Raw genomic sequence first — 16,380 nt, forward strand, 5'->3', positions numbered from 1 at the left:
GAGTTAGAGGGGGTGAAAAGGACTTGTGTGTAACCGTAGCCCTTATCAAGGGGGGACTACAGGGGGGTCTTATTATGTGCATCTTCATGCAGAATTGGTACGACTCAGTACAGATACAATAAATGCCCTGAGCCATAACATTTCTAATGTGGGGATTTTCAGTAACTACAGACTCAGGTAAGTCTAGTAATTATCGGTGCAGTCTACCCAGATACTCGCATCTTTGGGTTCTATTTATTGATAAAGTTTGTTTACCGTCTGCTAATACGCTAGATTTAATCAGAAATTTATGATTGAGCAGAATCAGCAATTTTGGAAAAATCGCGATTTTACCATTTGTGTATAAAGATACGCTAAATTATTGATCGCCCTATCCTTGTTGATAGTAGTTCTCACTTGCTTATACAGTTCCACGCACAAAACCTTTGAGGAGTACATACAAATGGGCAAAAAGCTGATCTGTTGGGTGATTTTGGGAATGAGTGCTTCCTGTTTAAGTTTGTCAGTACTTGCCTCAGCATTAGAAGAAGGTTCCTTAGGAAAAAACGGGATTGATGCTCTTGTATTGCATCGATCGCCGTACAATTTAATCGGTCGCAAGATTGCCATCGGTCAGGTGGAAATTGGTCGTCCAGGAATGTTTGGCTGGGATAAAGTCGTATCTAAAAACCGGGCTATATCACCAGCCGGAGTCTTTTTACGTGATGGACGAGCTAAATCAAATAAAGATATAGATCCCCATGCCTACAATGTGGCAGCAATAATGGTGAGTACAGATAAAGCCTTGCCAGGAGTAGCCCCAGGAGCGCGACTGTACTCAGATGCCGTAGGTAATACCAAAAGAATGGGGCAGCCAGAAGAGTGCTTATCGGCACAATACATCGCTTTGCAAAACGGCCGTGATGTTCGCGCGATCAATTTCAGCTTTGGTGAACCCCTGGAACGTGACCCCCGACCAGGAGCTATTTTAGATGGTAATGCTTTACTAACATTATGTGTTGACTGGTCTAGTCGCGTTCATGATTCTTTATATGTAATTGCGGGGAACCAAGGCAAAGGAGGCATTTCAATTCCGACCGACAACTATAATGCAGTGAACGTAGCTTTTTCATCCCAAAGGGAAGAGATTTATAACAAAGTAGCTGTTGACAATTTGGCTGGTGATGGCAAAGGTGTAAGCAGTCGCCTAATTGGGAAAGAGTTTGATATTGCAGGGCGACACTCTATCAGTTTAGTAGCGCCAGGCAGTAATATTAATTTAATAAATCCAGATGGCAAGGTAAATGCGTCTTCGGGGACAAGTTTTGCTGCACCTCATGTTACGGGCACTGTTGCTTTGTTACAAGAATTTGGCGATCAACAACTGCGAAAAAAACAACCCCATTGGAGCGTTACTTCTCGGCATCACCAAGTCATGAAAGCTGTATTGATTAATTCAGCAGACAAAATCCAAGATCGGGGTGATGGCTTACGCTTGGGAATGACGAAAACACTAATTGATAAACAGAATCAAAACTGGTTGGCAACTGATGCATATAAAGATCCAAAAATTTCTTTAGATGCTCAGATGGGGGCGGGTCATTTAAACGCATTTCGAGCCTATCAACAATTTAGTCCCGGTCAATGGCAGCCGTCTGATGCTGTGCCTGCTATTGGCTGGGATTATCGCACAGTCAACGCTGGAACATCTGTAGAATATACATTAGCAAAACCATTAAAGCCCAATAGTTTTATTGCGATTACTCTAGCTTGGGATCGCTTAGTAGAGTTAAACGATCTCAATCACAACCAGCAGTATGATATTGGAGAGAATTTTCGCGATCGCGGCTTGAATAATCTCGACCTTTACTTGCTAAAAGCTAATGCTAAGAGTTCCGATATGGGTGTAGTTTGTTCCTCAATTAGCCAAGTTGACAGCGTACAACATATCTTCTGCCCTGTCCCGGCTCAAGGGAATTATAAAATCCGGGTTCACTTTCGCCATCAGGTAAATGAAGCAACTCAACCTTATGCTTTAGCTTGGTGGAGTGTACCGATTAATTGAATAATTTAGGACTTAGGCATCGACAATAAATTAAAATGCTGATTTAGTTGGGTTGGGTAAGGACTGCTGATTGCGGTCAATCTTGTTAATTTGGTCGTATACTCCTGTTTTTAGCCAAAAGGTAAAGGTAATTGACCGCAGAAGAGGAGGCGATCGCCTCTAAAATTTAGGATTTATCTGCTGATGGGTAAAAATCATGTTCTTGACAAGAACAAATCACCGAAACGATGGATTCTCGTGAAAAAATTCAATTTCGGGATCAGCTTCTTCAGTTTTTCACCAGGCTGTTGTTTGCTTGGTGCTGGCGGTGTTGCTATTCGTAAAATTAGCTCTAACAACCAAGGGGCAAGGCGTTGACACAACACGGCTAAATGACTTTGCCATCCGACTAAAATTTCTGCTGAATCATTCTGCATTCCGGTGACGAGTGCTTTAGCAACTTGCTGAGGAGTCATGGGGATCACCCAGCGAAATAATTTTAAGTCGCGCACCATGTCTGTGTCTGTCAAGGAAGGCAGTAATGCAATGACGCGAATATTGTGTTCAGCTAGTTCTTGGCGCAAGGCTTGGGTAAATCCTAAGATGGCAAACTTGGTTGCTGAGTATGTCGCCATCGTTGGTGCAGCCACTTTCCCCATCAGGCTCGATACATTGACAATTGTCCCTTGCCTTTGGCTGGCCATGCGTCGAGCAATCAGACTAGTGAGGTTGTACATTCCTAACAAGTTCACAGACAGTTCTTCTTGAACTTGGGGCATTTTAGATTGCAAAAATGAGCTTTGGTATGCGACACCCGCACAATTAACCAGCAGGTGAATCTGTCCGTAATTGCGCCATAGTTGGGCAACGGCGATATTTACTTCAATTGTTTGAGTCAAATCTAAGGCCACGATCGCAGCTTCCGTACCCATCGCCTCAATTTCCTTGGCTACTTCCACTAGCTTGCGGCGATCGCGTGCTACCAATATCATCCGCTTGATGCCTTGTTGCGCTAGTTCGAGAGCGATCGCTCGTCCAATCCCACGCGAAGCCCCTGTAATTAGGGCAACTTTACCTTGAATCTCCATTGGTTTTATCCTCTAAAATTTAAGTCTTACCAAACTCTTCGTTATTGCCGATACACACAAGCAAGAGCTACTTGCTTGTCAGCACAAAGTAAGACAAATAATCAATCACAATTGAAATCAAACTGAAACTAAGCCTTTCGCAACGAGATATTTCTTGGTTAATCTGCAATCCCTCATAATTGTCTATACGAGGCAGAAATCTCTCGTTTTTAACCCGTCAAAGCCTAACACAATTGGCTGAATGGGTATAGCTCATAGATTTTATTTCTCCTAGATCCGAGCGTTCATCAGCATCGTTGTCATACACACGTTAGCAATTAAATCAAGGTATTGCAATATTCTTTAATAAGGATTTCTTAATACTTCTTAACGACAAGCATATATATACAAAAGATTTTATTAAATAAGTTTTTATAAATCCCTCAGTACAAATATCTCTCTTTCCTGACAAATAGCCCTATTTTGGGAAATTGTGATATCTAATTCTCGCTTAGAAACAAAAAAGACATATAGTGTTTTGGCTTATGGTTGCAATACCTAAGTATTTCAGCTAGCTTGCAGACTTGCAGCAGTATATTTACTGATTTATTTGAACTCAAGGTTTCTGATTTCTATCTTTGCAGATTAAGGTTTTTATGGCTAACACCAAGCATATTGTTTGATTGCAAACTTAAATCATTCGAGAACAATACGATCCCCGACTTATTAGATAAGTCGGGGATCTTAACGTGGATTAAATAAGATGCAAAACTTCATCCTGTCTCTAGTTTCCCTCTCCAATATATCGGAGAGGGATTGAGGGTGGGGTGTTAGGGACTTTTGCAAGAGGTCTATTGACTTAGCGCTGAAAAATGCTTGACTTAAAAGCAAATCTCATGGTATTTAAAACAAACCGTTCGGTCGGTAATGTTTTATTTACAGTAATTGTTAATTCAATAAACCCCAGTCCCCAATCCCCAAATTGTTGTAATGTCCAAAGGCGAAGAAACAAAAAGCAGAATTCTCCAGCAAGCAGCCGAACTGTTTAACCAACAGGGGTATGCAGGGTCATCGATGTCTGACATTATGCGTGTTACTGGATTGCAAAAAGGAGGAATTTACAATCACTTTCAAAGCAAAGATGATCTCGCGCTACAGGCTTTTGACTTTGCGATCGCTCACATCAAACAGCATACTAGATTTGCATTACGAAGCAAACGCCACGCCGTAGAACGTCTGCAAGCAATCATTGGGGTATTTAGTAGCTTCGCAGAAAATCCACCGATCAAGGGAGGGTGTCCATTGCTGAATACTGCTGTAGAGAGTGATGATTGCTGTTAGCGGATAGCTAAGGTTTAGCCCGTGCTGAGTAACTCGGCTTAGTACAGCTTTGCATAAGTTCGTAACTTTTTTAAACGCATAGGTACGCAGAGTTTTGCCAAAGTTAATTCGCTATGAATTAATGAAATGTTGTACTTAGAGTAAAAAAAGTAATAATCGCACTGACTTAACCCCCCGCTACCGCTAACAGTACTCAGTACTCCTGAACTTTAAAGGTATGGCACAAATCAAGGTATATGGTTTAGCAGACAAATTAAATCCTGTGAAAACAGAGCTATCAAATATAATCCATACCTCTGTTATTGAGGTTTTACAGCTTACCCCTGAAAAAAGATTTCACCGATTTTTTCCATTGGATAAATCAGATTTCTACTATCCAAGTGATAGATCATCCAATTATCTGATTATTGAAATTAGTATGTTTGAGGGGCGGTCAGTAGAGACAAAAAAACAGTTGATTTGCCTGCTGATTAAAAATATTAATAAAAATTGATATTTTTTTTAAAAAGATCCAGCAATCATCCCAGCAAGTAAAATAAAACCAATCCACACGTTTTGCCGGAACATCTGACCATAAATAGGGTTAGGTAAGTCTTGCTTTCTTAATCGTAGAGACTGCCAAACCCAGCCGATAGTAGCAACAGCAAGGCTAATCCAGAAAGCTAAGTGCAGATGTATGACTACACCTAACCAAGCCAATAACAAAATTGTGCCGGCAAAGAAAATTCCAATAGCTACAGAGGCATAATTCCCAAAAAATAAGGCGCTAGAATTAACACCAATGCGGCGATCGTCTTCCTTATCGCTCATAGCATAAACAGTATCAAATCCCAATGTCCATAGTACAGTCGCGCCCCAAAGTAACCAAGTTGCTTGGGAGATGCTTTGTGTTACTGCACTCCAGCTAATCAATACTCCAAAACCCCAAGCGATAGAAAGTACCAATTGCGGTACAGGAAATACCCGTTTTGCGCCTGGATAAAGCAGAATTACAGGCACTGCTGCCACACATAACCAGAAACTCAGGGGGTTAAGATAAAAAGCTAGAACTGCTGCACATGCTAGCGATGCGATCGCAACTACAATCCCAACTTTCACAGACAAAGCACGAGAAGCGAGGGGGCGATCGCGTGTTCTCTCCACTTCTGGATCAATATTCCGATCCCACAAATCATTGACAACACACCCGGCCGCACTTGTGGCCAAAGTACCCAATATAATTACACCAACCAGAGGTAAAGGCGGTTTCCCGGAAGCTGCTAAAAACACAGCCCAAAGGGCAGGAATCATTAAAATTAACCGTCCTTCTGGTTTATGCCAGCGCAAAAGCCGGATAATTGTAAGCCAAGTTGGTGATTGGGGGCGTTCTGGCGTCGTTAACATAGGATTGGGGATTGGGGATTGGGGATTGGGAACTCGGAAAAGAGGAACTGTTTTGCCCAATGCCCTATTCCTTAATTCACATATCTTTACATCTATAGAATAACGTTATTTGTTATTTGTAAAAACATAAGCCAAAGTGGCAACTTTAAATACCTTTAAATAGTCACTAGGTTAGAAGCAGTAGGGTGAATATACTTAGCTCAGTCGTCCTTGAGCAAATTGAGTTTCGATTACTAAAGTATTTTTTAATTTACTCAGTAATCAGCTTGAGCAAGTGTGTTGCAATAAATATCAGTGCCAGCTACCCCGACATACCACCGTTTGCCATCATTTCTTAATAAAGAGAGAAAACTAGATGCTGAATTTAGTTTCGGCTAGCTGGGAGAGTGTTCTAACTCAACCACCTAAGCAACATCGGATTATTGCTGCCATTGACTTGGGAACAAATTCTCTACACATGGTAGTAGTCAAGATTGACCCCACACTACCAGCTTTCAGTATTATTGCTAGAGAAAAAGAAACTGTCAGACTTGGCGATCGCGATCTAACTACTGGGGAACTCAAACCAGAGATAATTAAAAAGGCGATCGCTGCTTTAGGACGCTTCCAAGAAGTTGCCAAAACTATCAACGCTGAAACTATCATCGCTGTGGCAACTAGTGCTGTGCGAGAAGCCCCCAATGGTAAAGATTTTTTGCACAAAATAGAAACGGAGTTAGGTTTAAGCGTTGACTTGATTTCTGGTCAAGAAGAAGCGCGACGAATCTATCTTGGCGTACTATCGGGCATGGAATTTCACAACCAGCCCCATACCATTGTTGACATTGGTGGTGGTTCCACAGAATTAATTTTGGGTGATAGTCAACAATCGCGTACTCTCACCAGTACCAAAGTTGGTGCAGTGCGACTCACTGGCGAGTTAATTACCACTGACCCCATCAGTAACACCGAGTTTCAGTATCTCCAAGCTTATGCACGCGGGATGTTGGAACGTTCTGTAGAAGAAGTGTTAGCAAACCTAGAATTTGGAGAATCTCCGCGTTTGGTGGGTACTGCGGGCACAATTGAAACCCTGGCAATAATTCATGCACGAGAAAAGTCGGGTGTTATTCCTTCTACTCTCAATGGCTACCAGTTTAGTCTTAAAGACTTGCGAGAGTTGGTAAATCGCTTACGGAAACTGAGTAATTCCGAAAGGGCTGCCATTCCCGGTATGCCAGATAAGCGGGCTGAAGTTATACTCGCTGGTGCAGTAATATTACAGGAAGCAATGACCCTTTTGGGTAGTGAATCGGTAACAGTTTGTGAGCGTTCTCTGAGAGAAGGCGTCATCGTAGACTGGATGTTAACCCACGGTTTAATTGAAGACAAACTGCGCTACCAAAGTTCAGTTCGGGAACGGAATGTTCTCAAACTCGCTAACAAATACCACATCAATTTAGAATACAGCGATCGCGTGGCAAAATTTGCCGAGAGTTTATTTGACCAAACTCAAGGTACTCTACACCACTGGGGAGCCGATGAGCGACAACTGCTGTGGTCAGCTGCAATATTACATAATTGTGGTCACTATATCAGCCATTCGTCTCACCACAAACACTCTTACTATCTAATTCGCAATGGAGAATTACTCGGTTATACAGAAACCGAGATTGAAATCATTGCCAATTTAGCGCGTTATCATCGCAAATCGCCGCCCAAGAAAAAACATGAAAATTACCAGAGTTTGCTGACTAAACACCAGCGACAAATGGTCAGTCAATTGAGTGCAATTTTAAGATTGGCAGTGGCATTAGATAGACGGCAAATTGGTGCGATCGCTCAAGTGCAATGTGAGTATTATCCACATTTTCGCCAGGTAAACCTGCTAATTTTTCCCTCTAAACCTGATGATGACTGCGCTTTAGAACTCTGGAGCTTAGATTATAAAAAAGGAGTATTTGAGGAAGAATTTGGAGTGAAATTAGTAGCGACTTTAGAAAGGTCTAGCATTGCTAACTTGTCTTAGAAAGTAGGATGTATTAATGTCTAGATACCCGACTTCTTCAAGAAGTCGGGTATCTCAATTTTCACGAATTAAATTTATCTAGTAACAGTTTAAAGTGGTATAGTTAGCAAACAACACCCAATAGAATAAGACTTTTTATGTAAAACATCTATCTAATTTTGACATCCTACTTAAGGATGAATTTATAATTTACCTAAGAAGCATTTAAAAACCAAAAATAGTAATTATAATATAGTTAACAATCTATTTTATATAGGTTATGTTGCTATCGGATATCTAAGCCGGGAAAACTTAGATATCCTTATATAAAATTTCAATAAAGTAGGCTCAATTGCTCAGTTCTATGCAATAGAGAACACTCATAACGTTTCACTTTACTCAATGTATCTATTTCATGACAATCTTCAGCCTCATGTAACCTTAGCTACACCTGAGTATTAATTCCTTGTCTTGCAGACGTTACGCGACTGTGCAAAGCAACTGCCAGAAGCGATGTCTACAACCGGCTATGCCTACGCAAAACTACATAATTCGGTAAGATTGGGTAAAGCAATTTTTGCGCTTGTTAAACAAAGGCATCAGCAAACCCATGCAACTGAAACTCAGTGCATCTCGACTTCCCTTCGCCCCACTCCTGTTAATCGCCCCCTTTTTTCTATGGGGAACGGCAATGGTAGCCATGAAAGGAGTAATACCCCATACCACACCGCTATTCATGGCGGGAGTGCGTTTGATACCAGCAGGGGTGTTAATTCTGATTGCAGCAACATTCATGGGTAAACCCCAGCCGAAGGGTTGGGCTGCATGGTTGTGGATTGCCTTATTTGCCTTAGTCGATGGGATGCTGTTTCAAGGCTTTTTGGCAGAGGGATTAGTTAGAACCAGTGCCGGGTTAGGGTCTGTAATGATTGACTCACAACCCTTAGCTGTTGCTTTATTGTCGTTGTGGTTATTCCAAGAACATATTGGTTTTTGGGGATGGCTGGGGCTAGGCTTGGGAGTCACAGGTATTAGTTTAATTGGTTTACCTGATGAGTGGATTTTACATTTTCTCGACTCAGGCGCAAATATTACAATTGGCAACTGGCAAGACTTGTTTGCTAGTGGTGAATGGTTAATGCTGTTAGCAGCGCTATCAATGGCAGTCGGAACAGTGTTGATTCGATTTGTGTGCCGACATGCTGACCCAGTAAGCGCTACGGGATGGCACATGATTTTGGGTGGATTGCCACTATGGGGAATTTCATCAGTTGTTGAATCCCACCAATGGGAGAATCTGGGAGGATCTGATTTAGCGGCTTTGAGTTATGCTACCGTGTTTGGCAGTGCGATCGCCTACGGTTTATTCTTCTACTTTGCCTCTAGTGGCAGTCTCACTAGTCTTAGTTCCCTCACCTTCCTCACACCCGTTTTTGCGCTACTATTCGGAAATATTTTCCTCTCAGAAGTCCTCAGTCCGTTGCAGTGGGTAGGAGTATCTCTCACTTTAGTTAGCATCTATCTCATTAACCAACGTGATGCTTTAGCAAGACACAACGACACAATTACCGTCGGCGAAATAGCTAACATACAGCAACCAGTTTTAGAAACATCGGCTAAAAAATTGAACCCCATAAGTATAGTAGTCAGAGAATCTGAACCAGAAATTTTACCCTAACTCGTTAATTCGTAATTCGTAATGACGCTCGTTCCTCGCTACCGCTACGCTAACGTAATTCGTAATTCAGTAGGGGGATGAGGGAGATGAGGGAGTAGGGGAGAAGTTGCAGTAAGTTTTTCCCTCCGCACCTCTGCCTTTTATGCCCAATCCCCAGTCCCCAGTCCCCAGTCCCCAATCCCCAAAAATAACAGTTAACATTTAGTCATCAAGAAGGTATTGTGGTATCGAAGACTTCAAAAGCACGTTCAGGCTGAAACTTGCAATATGAGGCTATGCCGTTCCTCAATTCTGATCATTACCTGTTTTTCTTGCGTGGGCTTTTACCCGAATCGCTCAAGTACAGCTACACCTAAACTAGCACCTGAAATTTTAGAACTTGCACAAGCGAGTTCAACAGTTACTACTAGTCCGGCTGTTTTGAGATATGGTAGTCGAAAATCAGATGTGCAGAGACTACAAACCCAATTAAAGCAGTTGGGATACTACAGTGGCTTGGTAGATGGACAGTACAGCGCCAGTACGGAAATCGCTGTAGCTAAATTCCAGAAAGCAAAGGGTTTAACAGTAGATGGTCTTACGGGTCTAGAGACTAGGAGAAAACTGCAAGCCGCTTTAGCTTTAGCTACCAAAACGCCGATTGTCACCTCTCCAATATTTACCTCTCCTATTGCAACTTCTAAACCAACTGCAAAACCCAAGCCAACTGAGAGAGGCTTTGCCTGGTGGTTAATATTTGCCATCGGAGTTATGGGATGTATAGGCACACTTTTTTACCTGCTGAGGTGGTTTCGTCAGGTTAAACAAGTTCAAAAGTCCGAAATATCAAATACTAAAAGTTTGAATGAAGCTAACAAAAAAACGATGACACCATCCTCACCAGAGACTATAACTAATCCACTAACAACTACGCCGCCACTTTCCCCACAATTGCTGCTACCAGAAAAAACTTCCCGTCTTACTAAACTCAATATCGTTGACGAATTAATTCAAGACTTATGTAGTTCTGACCCAACGAAGCGGCGCAAGGCTATTTGGGATTTGGGTCAGCAGGGAGATTCACGGGCAATTCAGCATCTTGTTGACCTGATGATTGATGCTGATTCTCAAGAAAGCAGTTTAATTTTGGCAGCTTTGGCAGAAATTGGTACTCGCATACTCAAACCGATGAATCGTGCTTTAGCAATTTCAATCCAAGACGAAAGTCCACAAGTGCGGCAAAATGCGATCCGTGACTTGACGCGCGTTTATGACATGATGGGTCAAATGAGTCAGATGTTGCGCCATGCACTGGAAGACCCAGATGCCGATGTGCAAGCAACAGCACGATATGCTTTAACTCAAATGAATCGAATGCGTGGCTTACCGGAACAACAAAGTCTACCGGAAGATTCAGACAACGATTCACCAGAATAGAGTCACGTCGCAACTCTTGGAGACGCTGCGCGTAGTAAGATCCCCAGACAGTGGAAAGTGGGTAAATACCACTCAAAACAAGGCTTCAAGACAATCATCACCCCAAGCTCATATAAGCAAAAGATACATTACGACCGAGTAGCAAGTATCATCGACGACCATAAAGCAGCGCCACAAATGGCGTTAATCAGCCGACTAAATCCGGTAATAACAGGATGGTCTAACTACTACTCAGCAACTGTAAGTAAGGTTGTCTTCTCCAACTTAGATAGCCTCATGTATACAAAGCTAAAGGCTTGGGCGCAACACCGCCACCCCCAAAAGTATGGGGGATGGGTATCAAAGAAATATTGGCAAACCATAGGCGATGATAATTGGGTATTCGCAACCAGGCAGGAGGGTAAAAACCCGATGCGATTACAGTCACACGCGGAAACAAAGATTATCCGTCATGTGAAAGTCAAAGGCGATGCCAGTCCCTACGATGGCAACCTAATTTACTGGAGTTCAAGAATGGGAACACACCCCGAAGCAACAATAAGGATGTCTACACTTCTTAAAAAGCAAAAAGGGAAATGTACTCACTGCGAAATGTACTTCCGAGAGGATGATGTACTGGAGATTGACCACATAACCCCCAAAAGTTTGGGAGGCAAAGATGATTACAAAAATCTCCAGATATTACATCGACACTGCCACGACGAAAAGACAACTGAGGATGGTTCAGTTGTGAAGTACACATGACAATGTGCCGATTCATTGAGGAGCCGTGTAATGGGAAACTATTAAGCACGGTTTTGAAGACCAACGGGGTTGGTGACAACCTCGTTGAGTTTACTAGATGTGAAAAAGCAGAGGAGCAGAGGAGCAGAGGAGAAAAACCACGCCACTTGCGGGTGGGGCTTCAACCAAGGAAGCTAGGGAGCAAGGGAGCTATCGCGCCACTTGCGGGCGAAAGCGCGTAGCGGGACGAAGTACGGCTTTGAACCTTATCTTTTTCGTCAACACTATAACTAACGGGGTGTAGGAGTAGGTTGAGGATTTGATGGTTTGCTTTCCTGGGGAGTTGGCCCACTCCAAATTTGATTGAATTGATCTGCTGATAACGACTGTAAAAGACTGAGATTCAGAGTCTCTTTACTGATAAATGTGGCGTAGGCAGGCTGCAAATAGGAGCGGTATTCGGGTCGGTTGAGGAGATGGGTTTCTAAAAAAGCGACGCTGAGGGCGTCGAGATAAGAATAAACAGCAGCACTATCTGGGCCCAGTAAGGCAGATGGCACAGGTAAGACATCATTTCCAGAAGTCGGTTTAGCGATCGCTGAAAAGTGGGTGGCGTTTTCGATCAAAGCCAGGTACTTATTAGAATCAGAAAGCCAGGTGAAGGGGCGAATTTGCTCAAATACAGGTGGGGCGAAAATATCTTGACTACCTGCTACCAACATTACCGGAATTTTAATTTGACTGACTCCTCCCTGACCCAAAACTGAGCTGTCAATGGGATTAATCGCGATGATGGCCTTGATGCGATCGTCTTTGAGTTCATAATTCTTTGGAGGTAACTCAGTTGCTTGACACTGCAAAAACAGCGATAAATTAAAGGATGAATTATCGGGATTACAATCTTGCCTCAGTTGGCTAAAGTTAATATTGGCTCCTGCTAAAGTCAAAACAGTATAACCACCAAAAGACTGACCGATCGCCCCAACTTGCTGAAAATTGAGTTTTCCCTGGAGAGTGGGATCAGATTTATCTAGCCGCTGGAGTTCATTGAGTAGATATTTGATATCCAAAGGTCGGTTGATAAATTCTGCTGCATCTGGCGGCCCTGCCAAACCCGCAAAATATTGCTGAAAGCGTTTGGCATTACTACCAGGGTGTTCCAGTACAGCAACGGCAAAACCATAGGATGCTAGATGTTCAGCTAGGTAGACAAAGGTAGAGCGGTCTGAGGCCAGTCCATGAGAAATTACAATCAGGGGAAAGGGAGGCGAGGAAAGTTCTTTAGTGCTTTGTGAATCTGCTGACGGCAGATAGATATCCACAGGTAGACGGCGTGAGCGAGAAATGTCATTTAACTCGAAGGTTTTTTTCTGCCAACGAAATTTTCCTGGCGATCGCAAATCTGGTTGTTTAGAGAAATCAATTTTGGAAGTGGCTGCTTCTGCGATCGCTTCTTTTTGAAGAGAGGCAAAAACTTCATCCTTTTTTTTGATCAATTGCGACAATTGATCGACTATCCTTAATCCCTCTGTGAAATTCACCCGTATAGTATTGCTGGGAAATTTCCGCAGTAAATTCACAACTGTTAAACCCTCGCGATCGGTAGCAGCCAAAATCAAAGAGGCACGTATAGCGTAAAAGCCATTCTTTCGAGACTCAGTGAGAAGTAATCTTCCCAGTTGTTTCACCAACTGTTCACCTATAGGTGAGTAAGTAACTTGAGATATTAGTGTAGGAGTGACATTAAAGCGTTGCTGGAGTAGATCCCGCAGTTGAGCGAGTTGTTCAGGAGTAGCACGATTAGCATAAAATGAAAAATCTTGATCGATTTTGCCTTCTTTAGCAAAGGTTTCCAGCGAGTCCACGGATAAGGAAAAGTCACCGAAGGGAGGGTAATAAAAGCTAATGCGTTCAGCTCCCAATCCGGGAGTGGCAGTCAAAAACGTAGATAGCAAACCTAAACCCAGATATCTCAAAAATTTTTTCATTAAAATAACCCACTGTCTAACCCTGCCAAACAAGTTTGGACAGAGAGGAAAGCGGGGCGGGATCTATAACCGCTTTCCTGTTTACACAGGTTACAAGTACAAGAAAGCAAGTACTTGCATCCATAGTTTCGCACATACGCAATAATTGGCACTCAAATAAATTTTGAGTAAGGGTACACAGATCCGATCCCCTACTGATTGTCTTGAATATCAAAACATATCAGTAACAAATTTTTCCGCCAAATAGCATCAGTAGGGCGATAATAGATATACAGATCAAAATATTTTATGAAAAAAGTGAAGGTTTAAAACCGTACTTCGTCCCGCTACGCGCTTTCGCCCGCAAGTGGCGCGTTCGCAGTAGCGTCTCGTAGAGAAAGAATCCTTGTTTCCCAAGGTAGGTAGAAACCCCACCCCTTGTAGGTGGCTGAATTGAATTTTGAATTTTGAATTGATTCATATGTCCTTCGCCTCCTGTGCTTGTTGTGTTGTCGTCCTCAACCAACAACAAAAGCAAAATATCTCCCACCAAAACCAGTGCCAGGATGTGCCAGTTAACCACAGCAAGAGCATGGTTAAAACTTGTACTGTTGTTGAAAATGGTCGGGTAGTTGTTAAACCGTTAGAATCTCAACTCAATCAAACTTCCGAGTAAATTTCACCCATCTAAATCTAAAGGTAAAACATCGTGGAAGCGGTTGTAATCAATGTAACGATGTCCATCGGGTGTGTGGTGAAAGATATCGACAAATTGATTGTTCCACAAAATCTCATTAGCACTATAGCTATGACGGGCATGGACAACCTGGGCAACCGTTTCATCAATGCCACTCAAAGAGACAATCAGTATAGTATTTGTCTGGGTTAACGATTCTGGTGTCATCCCATATAAAGGACTAAACTCATCAATGACATGCATCACTGACCAGCTTAACGTGAAGCTAGGTGTTTGGTTCCTCAGCAGTTTGAGATCGTGGAACCGCCGCATGAACTGTCCTTCTAGGGTTACTTCGTCGCGCATCAAGTAGACTCGCATCTGCGCCTCCAGAATCGTATTGCGACGCTGATTAGCGCTGCGAAATATGAGAGTCGGCATCGCATCATGAGCCGTAATGACAGCAACACGACTAAAGAGTACACGGGCTGTAGGCCGAGAGAATCGAGCAAAGGCTAGTCCCGTCATCACAGCAATTCCCACCAAACCGACCATTGCTTCAATGGTGACAATAATGTTGGCGTAAATTGTTTTCGGATACATTGCCCCATAGCCAATGGATGCTAGGGTTTGGACGCTAAAGAAAAAGACATCTAAAAAAGAGCCAGGTTGAGCATTAGCAATACAATCTCCTCCTATCAAGTAAGCTAGGGCAAATAGAGCATTAATAGTTATATAGAAAGTACAAATCAGGAGCAGAAAGCCAGTCCAGGGAATCGTTAGCAGCAGATGATAGGGATCGCGCCAGTAGGAATGCCATGCACCCATACCCATAATCTCAAATTTTCCATCTTGAACATGAATCTGAATAGGTGGGATCAAACGCTGTCGTTTCTTAGGTGAAAGTCTCTTGAGTCGAAATTTCATTGCAAGTAGCCAAAAGAACGGCAACTGCTTAGTATTGTAAATTAAGTTGCTTTAGAGACATTCACTCTAGATAATTAGGGAGTGGGGACTGGGTACTGGGAAAGAAATTATTTTAAGATTTGCTTGGGATTTCAATCCCCAATTCCCAATTCCCAGTTAAACTTACCCGCAAGGGAATGGAAACTTCACCTTTGTTTTCTTAAATCAGCAAAAAAATAGGGTGGACATTGCCCACCCTACTAATTTATCTGCTAGAAACTTATTGTTATGGCTTTAGGGATTGACCTTTAGAACAGCGGTCAAACCACTCTTGGTATTTTTTCTGGTGTGACTCATCTTCAACAGCAATGGTAATACGCACCTGTTTACAGCCGTGATTTCGCTCTAGTGCGATCGCATTCAGCAATAAATTAGCAATTTTAGGCGAGCTAAATTCGCCGCTTACCGTTAAACCGTTGTCAAAATGTGTAACCTCAAGTCTTTCTACTTCGGTCAAATCAACGCCAGTAATTTCTCCTTGTCCTAAATCAATTTCTGCAAGTTGTTTGTGTTCTGGGCTAATTTGTTCCACAATCAGCATTTCACGCCGGACAGGAACTTGTACCATCCGGGTTTCAATTACTTTGCGAACAATTACCTCACCGACTTTACGCTTACTGCTTTCAACAACTAGCCGTTCTTCTAGTAGACGAATAATCTGTTCTTCAGTAACCTGTTCTAAATTTACTGGTTCAACTGGGCTATTGATAATTTGATTATTAGCTACTTGCTCAGTTGAGTTACTATCGCCTGGTGTTTGTGTTTCTAAATATTCAGGCATATACTCAATTTCTGATTTGTTTAAGTCTATGAAAACAGATTTAGTTGGCTTGTCGATTTGTTTTATTCTCTGGCTCTGCAACCGAAATAAAGAAGGATGTTTATCAGCTAACTGCTGACCATATTCTACAGTTTGTTGATTTGCCTGCTTAGATATAACTAAGTTGAGCCGACGATGAGCATCCACAATTAAATCATGAACTACTCCTACTAGCTGACCTTGCTTATCAAACACAGCAAAATTATTCACCCTCTGTTTTAAATCTGCCAGAGAGGAGCTAATGCGAGAGTTACCGTTTACCTGTACAATATTTCTTGCCATCTGTTGGCTATTCATCTGCAAAGTTTACGAACTGCTTTCTAATTAGCTAAA

Annotated in this window: 13 protein-coding genes and 1 pseudogene; 8 read left to right on the plus strand and 6 right to left on the minus strand. The window is 42.4% G+C overall.

The window, feature by feature from the left end:
* The first annotated feature begins 442 nt into the window (after nucleotides 1-442).
* The gene (locus V7K67_RS03470; protein ID WP_334730418.1) at nucleotides 443-2,044 is read left to right on the plus strand and encodes a S8 family serine peptidase; all 1,602 of its coding nucleotides are present in this window, start codon (nucleotides 443-445) and stop codon (nucleotides 2,042-2,044) included.
* A 194-nt stretch (nucleotides 2,045-2,238) separates the two neighbouring features.
* Here V7K67_RS03470 and V7K67_RS03475 read toward each other — a convergent pair whose 3' ends face one another.
* Complete coding sequence (locus V7K67_RS03475) at nucleotides 2,239-3,111, minus strand: SDR family NAD(P)-dependent oxidoreductase (RefSeq protein WP_334730419.1); 873 nt, start codon at nucleotides 3,109-3,111, stop codon at nucleotides 2,239-2,241.
* A 969-nt stretch (nucleotides 3,112-4,080) separates the two neighbouring features.
* Here V7K67_RS03475 and V7K67_RS03480 point away from each other — a divergent pair.
* Both V7K67_RS03480 and V7K67_RS03485 read left to right on the plus strand, forming a co-directional pair.
* Nucleotides 4,081-4,422 (plus strand): annotated as a pseudogene (locus V7K67_RS03480) (TetR/AcrR family transcriptional regulator); the annotation flags it as partial.
* A gap of 226 nt (nucleotides 4,423-4,648) precedes the next feature.
* Nucleotides 4,649-4,924, plus strand: a complete 276-nt coding sequence (locus tag V7K67_RS03485) for a tautomerase family protein (RefSeq protein ID WP_334730420.1) — start codon at nucleotides 4,649-4,651, stop codon at nucleotides 4,922-4,924.
* Nucleotides 4,925-4,932: 8 nt separating this feature from the next.
* Here V7K67_RS03485 and V7K67_RS03490 read toward each other — a convergent pair whose 3' ends face one another.
* On the minus strand, nucleotides 4,933-5,814 hold the full coding sequence (locus tag V7K67_RS03490; protein WP_334730450.1) for a 4-hydroxybenzoate solanesyltransferase: 882 nt from the start codon (nucleotides 5,812-5,814) through the stop codon (nucleotides 4,933-4,935).
* A 355-nt stretch (nucleotides 5,815-6,169) separates the two neighbouring features.
* Between V7K67_RS03490 and V7K67_RS03495 the strand changes: the two genes are divergently transcribed.
* Nucleotides 6,170-7,822 carry a Ppx/GppA phosphatase family protein gene (locus tag V7K67_RS03495; protein ID WP_334730421.1) on the plus strand — a complete coding sequence of 551 codons (1,653 nt, stop codon included), beginning with the start codon at nucleotides 6,170-6,172 and terminating at the stop codon, nucleotides 7,820-7,822.
* A 589-nt stretch (nucleotides 7,823-8,411) separates the two neighbouring features.
* Nucleotides 8,412-9,479 (plus strand): DMT family transporter, encoded by a 1,068-nt coding sequence (locus tag V7K67_RS03500; RefSeq protein WP_334705824.1) that lies wholly within the window; start codon nucleotides 8,412-8,414, stop codon nucleotides 9,477-9,479.
* Between the two features lie 66 nt (nucleotides 9,480-9,545).
* On the opposite strand, the gene V7K67_RS03505 is transcribed toward V7K67_RS03500, so the two are convergent.
* Nucleotides 9,546-9,680 (minus strand): hypothetical protein, encoded by a 135-nt coding sequence (locus tag V7K67_RS03505; protein WP_334730422.1) that lies wholly within the window; start codon nucleotides 9,678-9,680, stop codon nucleotides 9,546-9,548.
* Between the two features lie 66 nt (nucleotides 9,681-9,746).
* Here V7K67_RS03505 and V7K67_RS03510 point away from each other — a divergent pair, with 66 nt between their 5' ends.
* Together V7K67_RS03510 and V7K67_RS03515 are read left to right on the plus strand one after the other, a co-directional pair.
* Complete coding sequence (locus tag V7K67_RS03510) at nucleotides 9,747-10,895, plus strand: peptidoglycan-binding protein (protein WP_334730423.1); 1,149 nt, start codon at nucleotides 9,747-9,749, stop codon at nucleotides 10,893-10,895.
* A gap of 57 nt (nucleotides 10,896-10,952) precedes the next feature.
* Nucleotides 10,953-11,639 (plus strand): group II intron maturase-specific domain-containing protein, encoded by a 687-nt coding sequence (locus V7K67_RS03515; protein ID WP_335165266.1) that lies wholly within the window; start codon nucleotides 10,953-10,955, stop codon nucleotides 11,637-11,639.
* A gap of 269 nt (nucleotides 11,640-11,908) precedes the next feature.
* On the opposite strand, the gene V7K67_RS03520 is transcribed toward V7K67_RS03515, so the two are convergent.
* Nucleotides 11,909-13,606, minus strand: a complete 1,698-nt coding sequence (locus V7K67_RS03520; RefSeq protein ID WP_334730425.1) for an alpha/beta hydrolase — start codon at nucleotides 13,604-13,606, stop codon at nucleotides 11,909-11,911.
* A gap of 460 nt (nucleotides 13,607-14,066) precedes the next feature.
* Here V7K67_RS03520 and V7K67_RS03525 point away from each other — a divergent pair, with 460 nt between their 5' ends.
* On the plus strand, nucleotides 14,067-14,261 hold the full coding sequence (locus V7K67_RS03525) for a hypothetical protein (protein ID WP_334705833.1): 195 nt from the start codon (nucleotides 14,067-14,069) through the stop codon (nucleotides 14,259-14,261).
* A 3-nt stretch (nucleotides 14,262-14,264) separates the two neighbouring features.
* On the opposite strand, the gene V7K67_RS03530 is transcribed toward V7K67_RS03525, so the two are convergent.
* On the minus strand, nucleotides 14,265-15,188 hold the full coding sequence (locus V7K67_RS03530) for an ion channel (protein ID WP_334730426.1): 924 nt from the start codon (nucleotides 15,186-15,188) through the stop codon (nucleotides 14,265-14,267).
* A gap of 265 nt (nucleotides 15,189-15,453) precedes the next feature.
* The gene (locus tag V7K67_RS03535; protein ID WP_334730427.1) at nucleotides 15,454-16,344 is read right to left on the minus strand and encodes a YsnF/AvaK domain-containing protein; all 891 of its coding nucleotides are present in this window, start codon (nucleotides 16,342-16,344) and stop codon (nucleotides 15,454-15,456) included.
* Between the last annotated feature and the right edge of the window lie 36 nt (nucleotides 16,345-16,380).

Source organism: Nostoc sp., assembly GCF_036917155.1.
In the GTDB taxonomy this organism is placed as follows: Bacteria; Cyanobacteriota; Cyanobacteriia; order Cyanobacteriales; family Nostocaceae; genus Nostoc.

Excerpts from the sequence above, each read along its gene's own strand:
- V7K67_RS03525 (WP_334705833.1), top strand. The coding sequence starts at position 14,067 with ATGTCCTTCGCCTCCTGTGCTTGTTGTGTTGTCGTCCTCAACCAACAA.
- V7K67_RS03505 (WP_334730422.1), bottom strand. The coding sequence starts at position 9,680 with ATGTTAACTGTTATTTTTGGGGATTGGGGACTGGGGACTGGGGACTGG.
- V7K67_RS03500 (WP_334705824.1), top strand. The coding sequence starts at position 8,412 with ATGCAACTGAAACTCAGTGCATCTCGACTTCCCTTCGCCCCACTCCTG.
- V7K67_RS03475 (WP_334730419.1), bottom strand. The coding sequence starts at position 3,111 with ATGGAGATTCAAGGTAAAGTTGCCCTAATTACAGGGGCTTCGCGTGGG.
- V7K67_RS03470 (WP_334730418.1), top strand. The coding sequence starts at position 443 with ATGGGCAAAAAGCTGATCTGTTGGGTGATTTTGGGAATGAGTGCTTCC.
- V7K67_RS03485 (WP_334730420.1), top strand. The coding sequence starts at position 4,649 with ATGGCACAAATCAAGGTATATGGTTTAGCAGACAAATTAAATCCTGTG.
- V7K67_RS03530 (WP_334730426.1), bottom strand. The coding sequence starts at position 15,188 with ATGAAATTTCGACTCAAGAGACTTTCACCTAAGAAACGACAGCGTTTG.
- V7K67_RS03495 (WP_334730421.1), top strand. The coding sequence starts at position 6,170 with ATGCTGAATTTAGTTTCGGCTAGCTGGGAGAGTGTTCTAACTCAACCA.
- V7K67_RS03535 (WP_334730427.1), bottom strand. The coding sequence starts at position 16,344 with ATGAATAGCCAACAGATGGCAAGAAATATTGTACAGGTAAACGGTAAC.
- V7K67_RS03510 (WP_334730423.1), top strand. The coding sequence starts at position 9,747 with ATGAGGCTATGCCGTTCCTCAATTCTGATCATTACCTGTTTTTCTTGC.
- V7K67_RS03490 (WP_334730450.1), bottom strand. The coding sequence starts at position 5,814 with ATGTTAACGACGCCAGAACGCCCCCAATCACCAACTTGGCTTACAATT.
- V7K67_RS03520 (WP_334730425.1), bottom strand. The coding sequence starts at position 13,606 with ATGAAAAAATTTTTGAGATATCTGGGTTTAGGTTTGCTATCTACGTTT.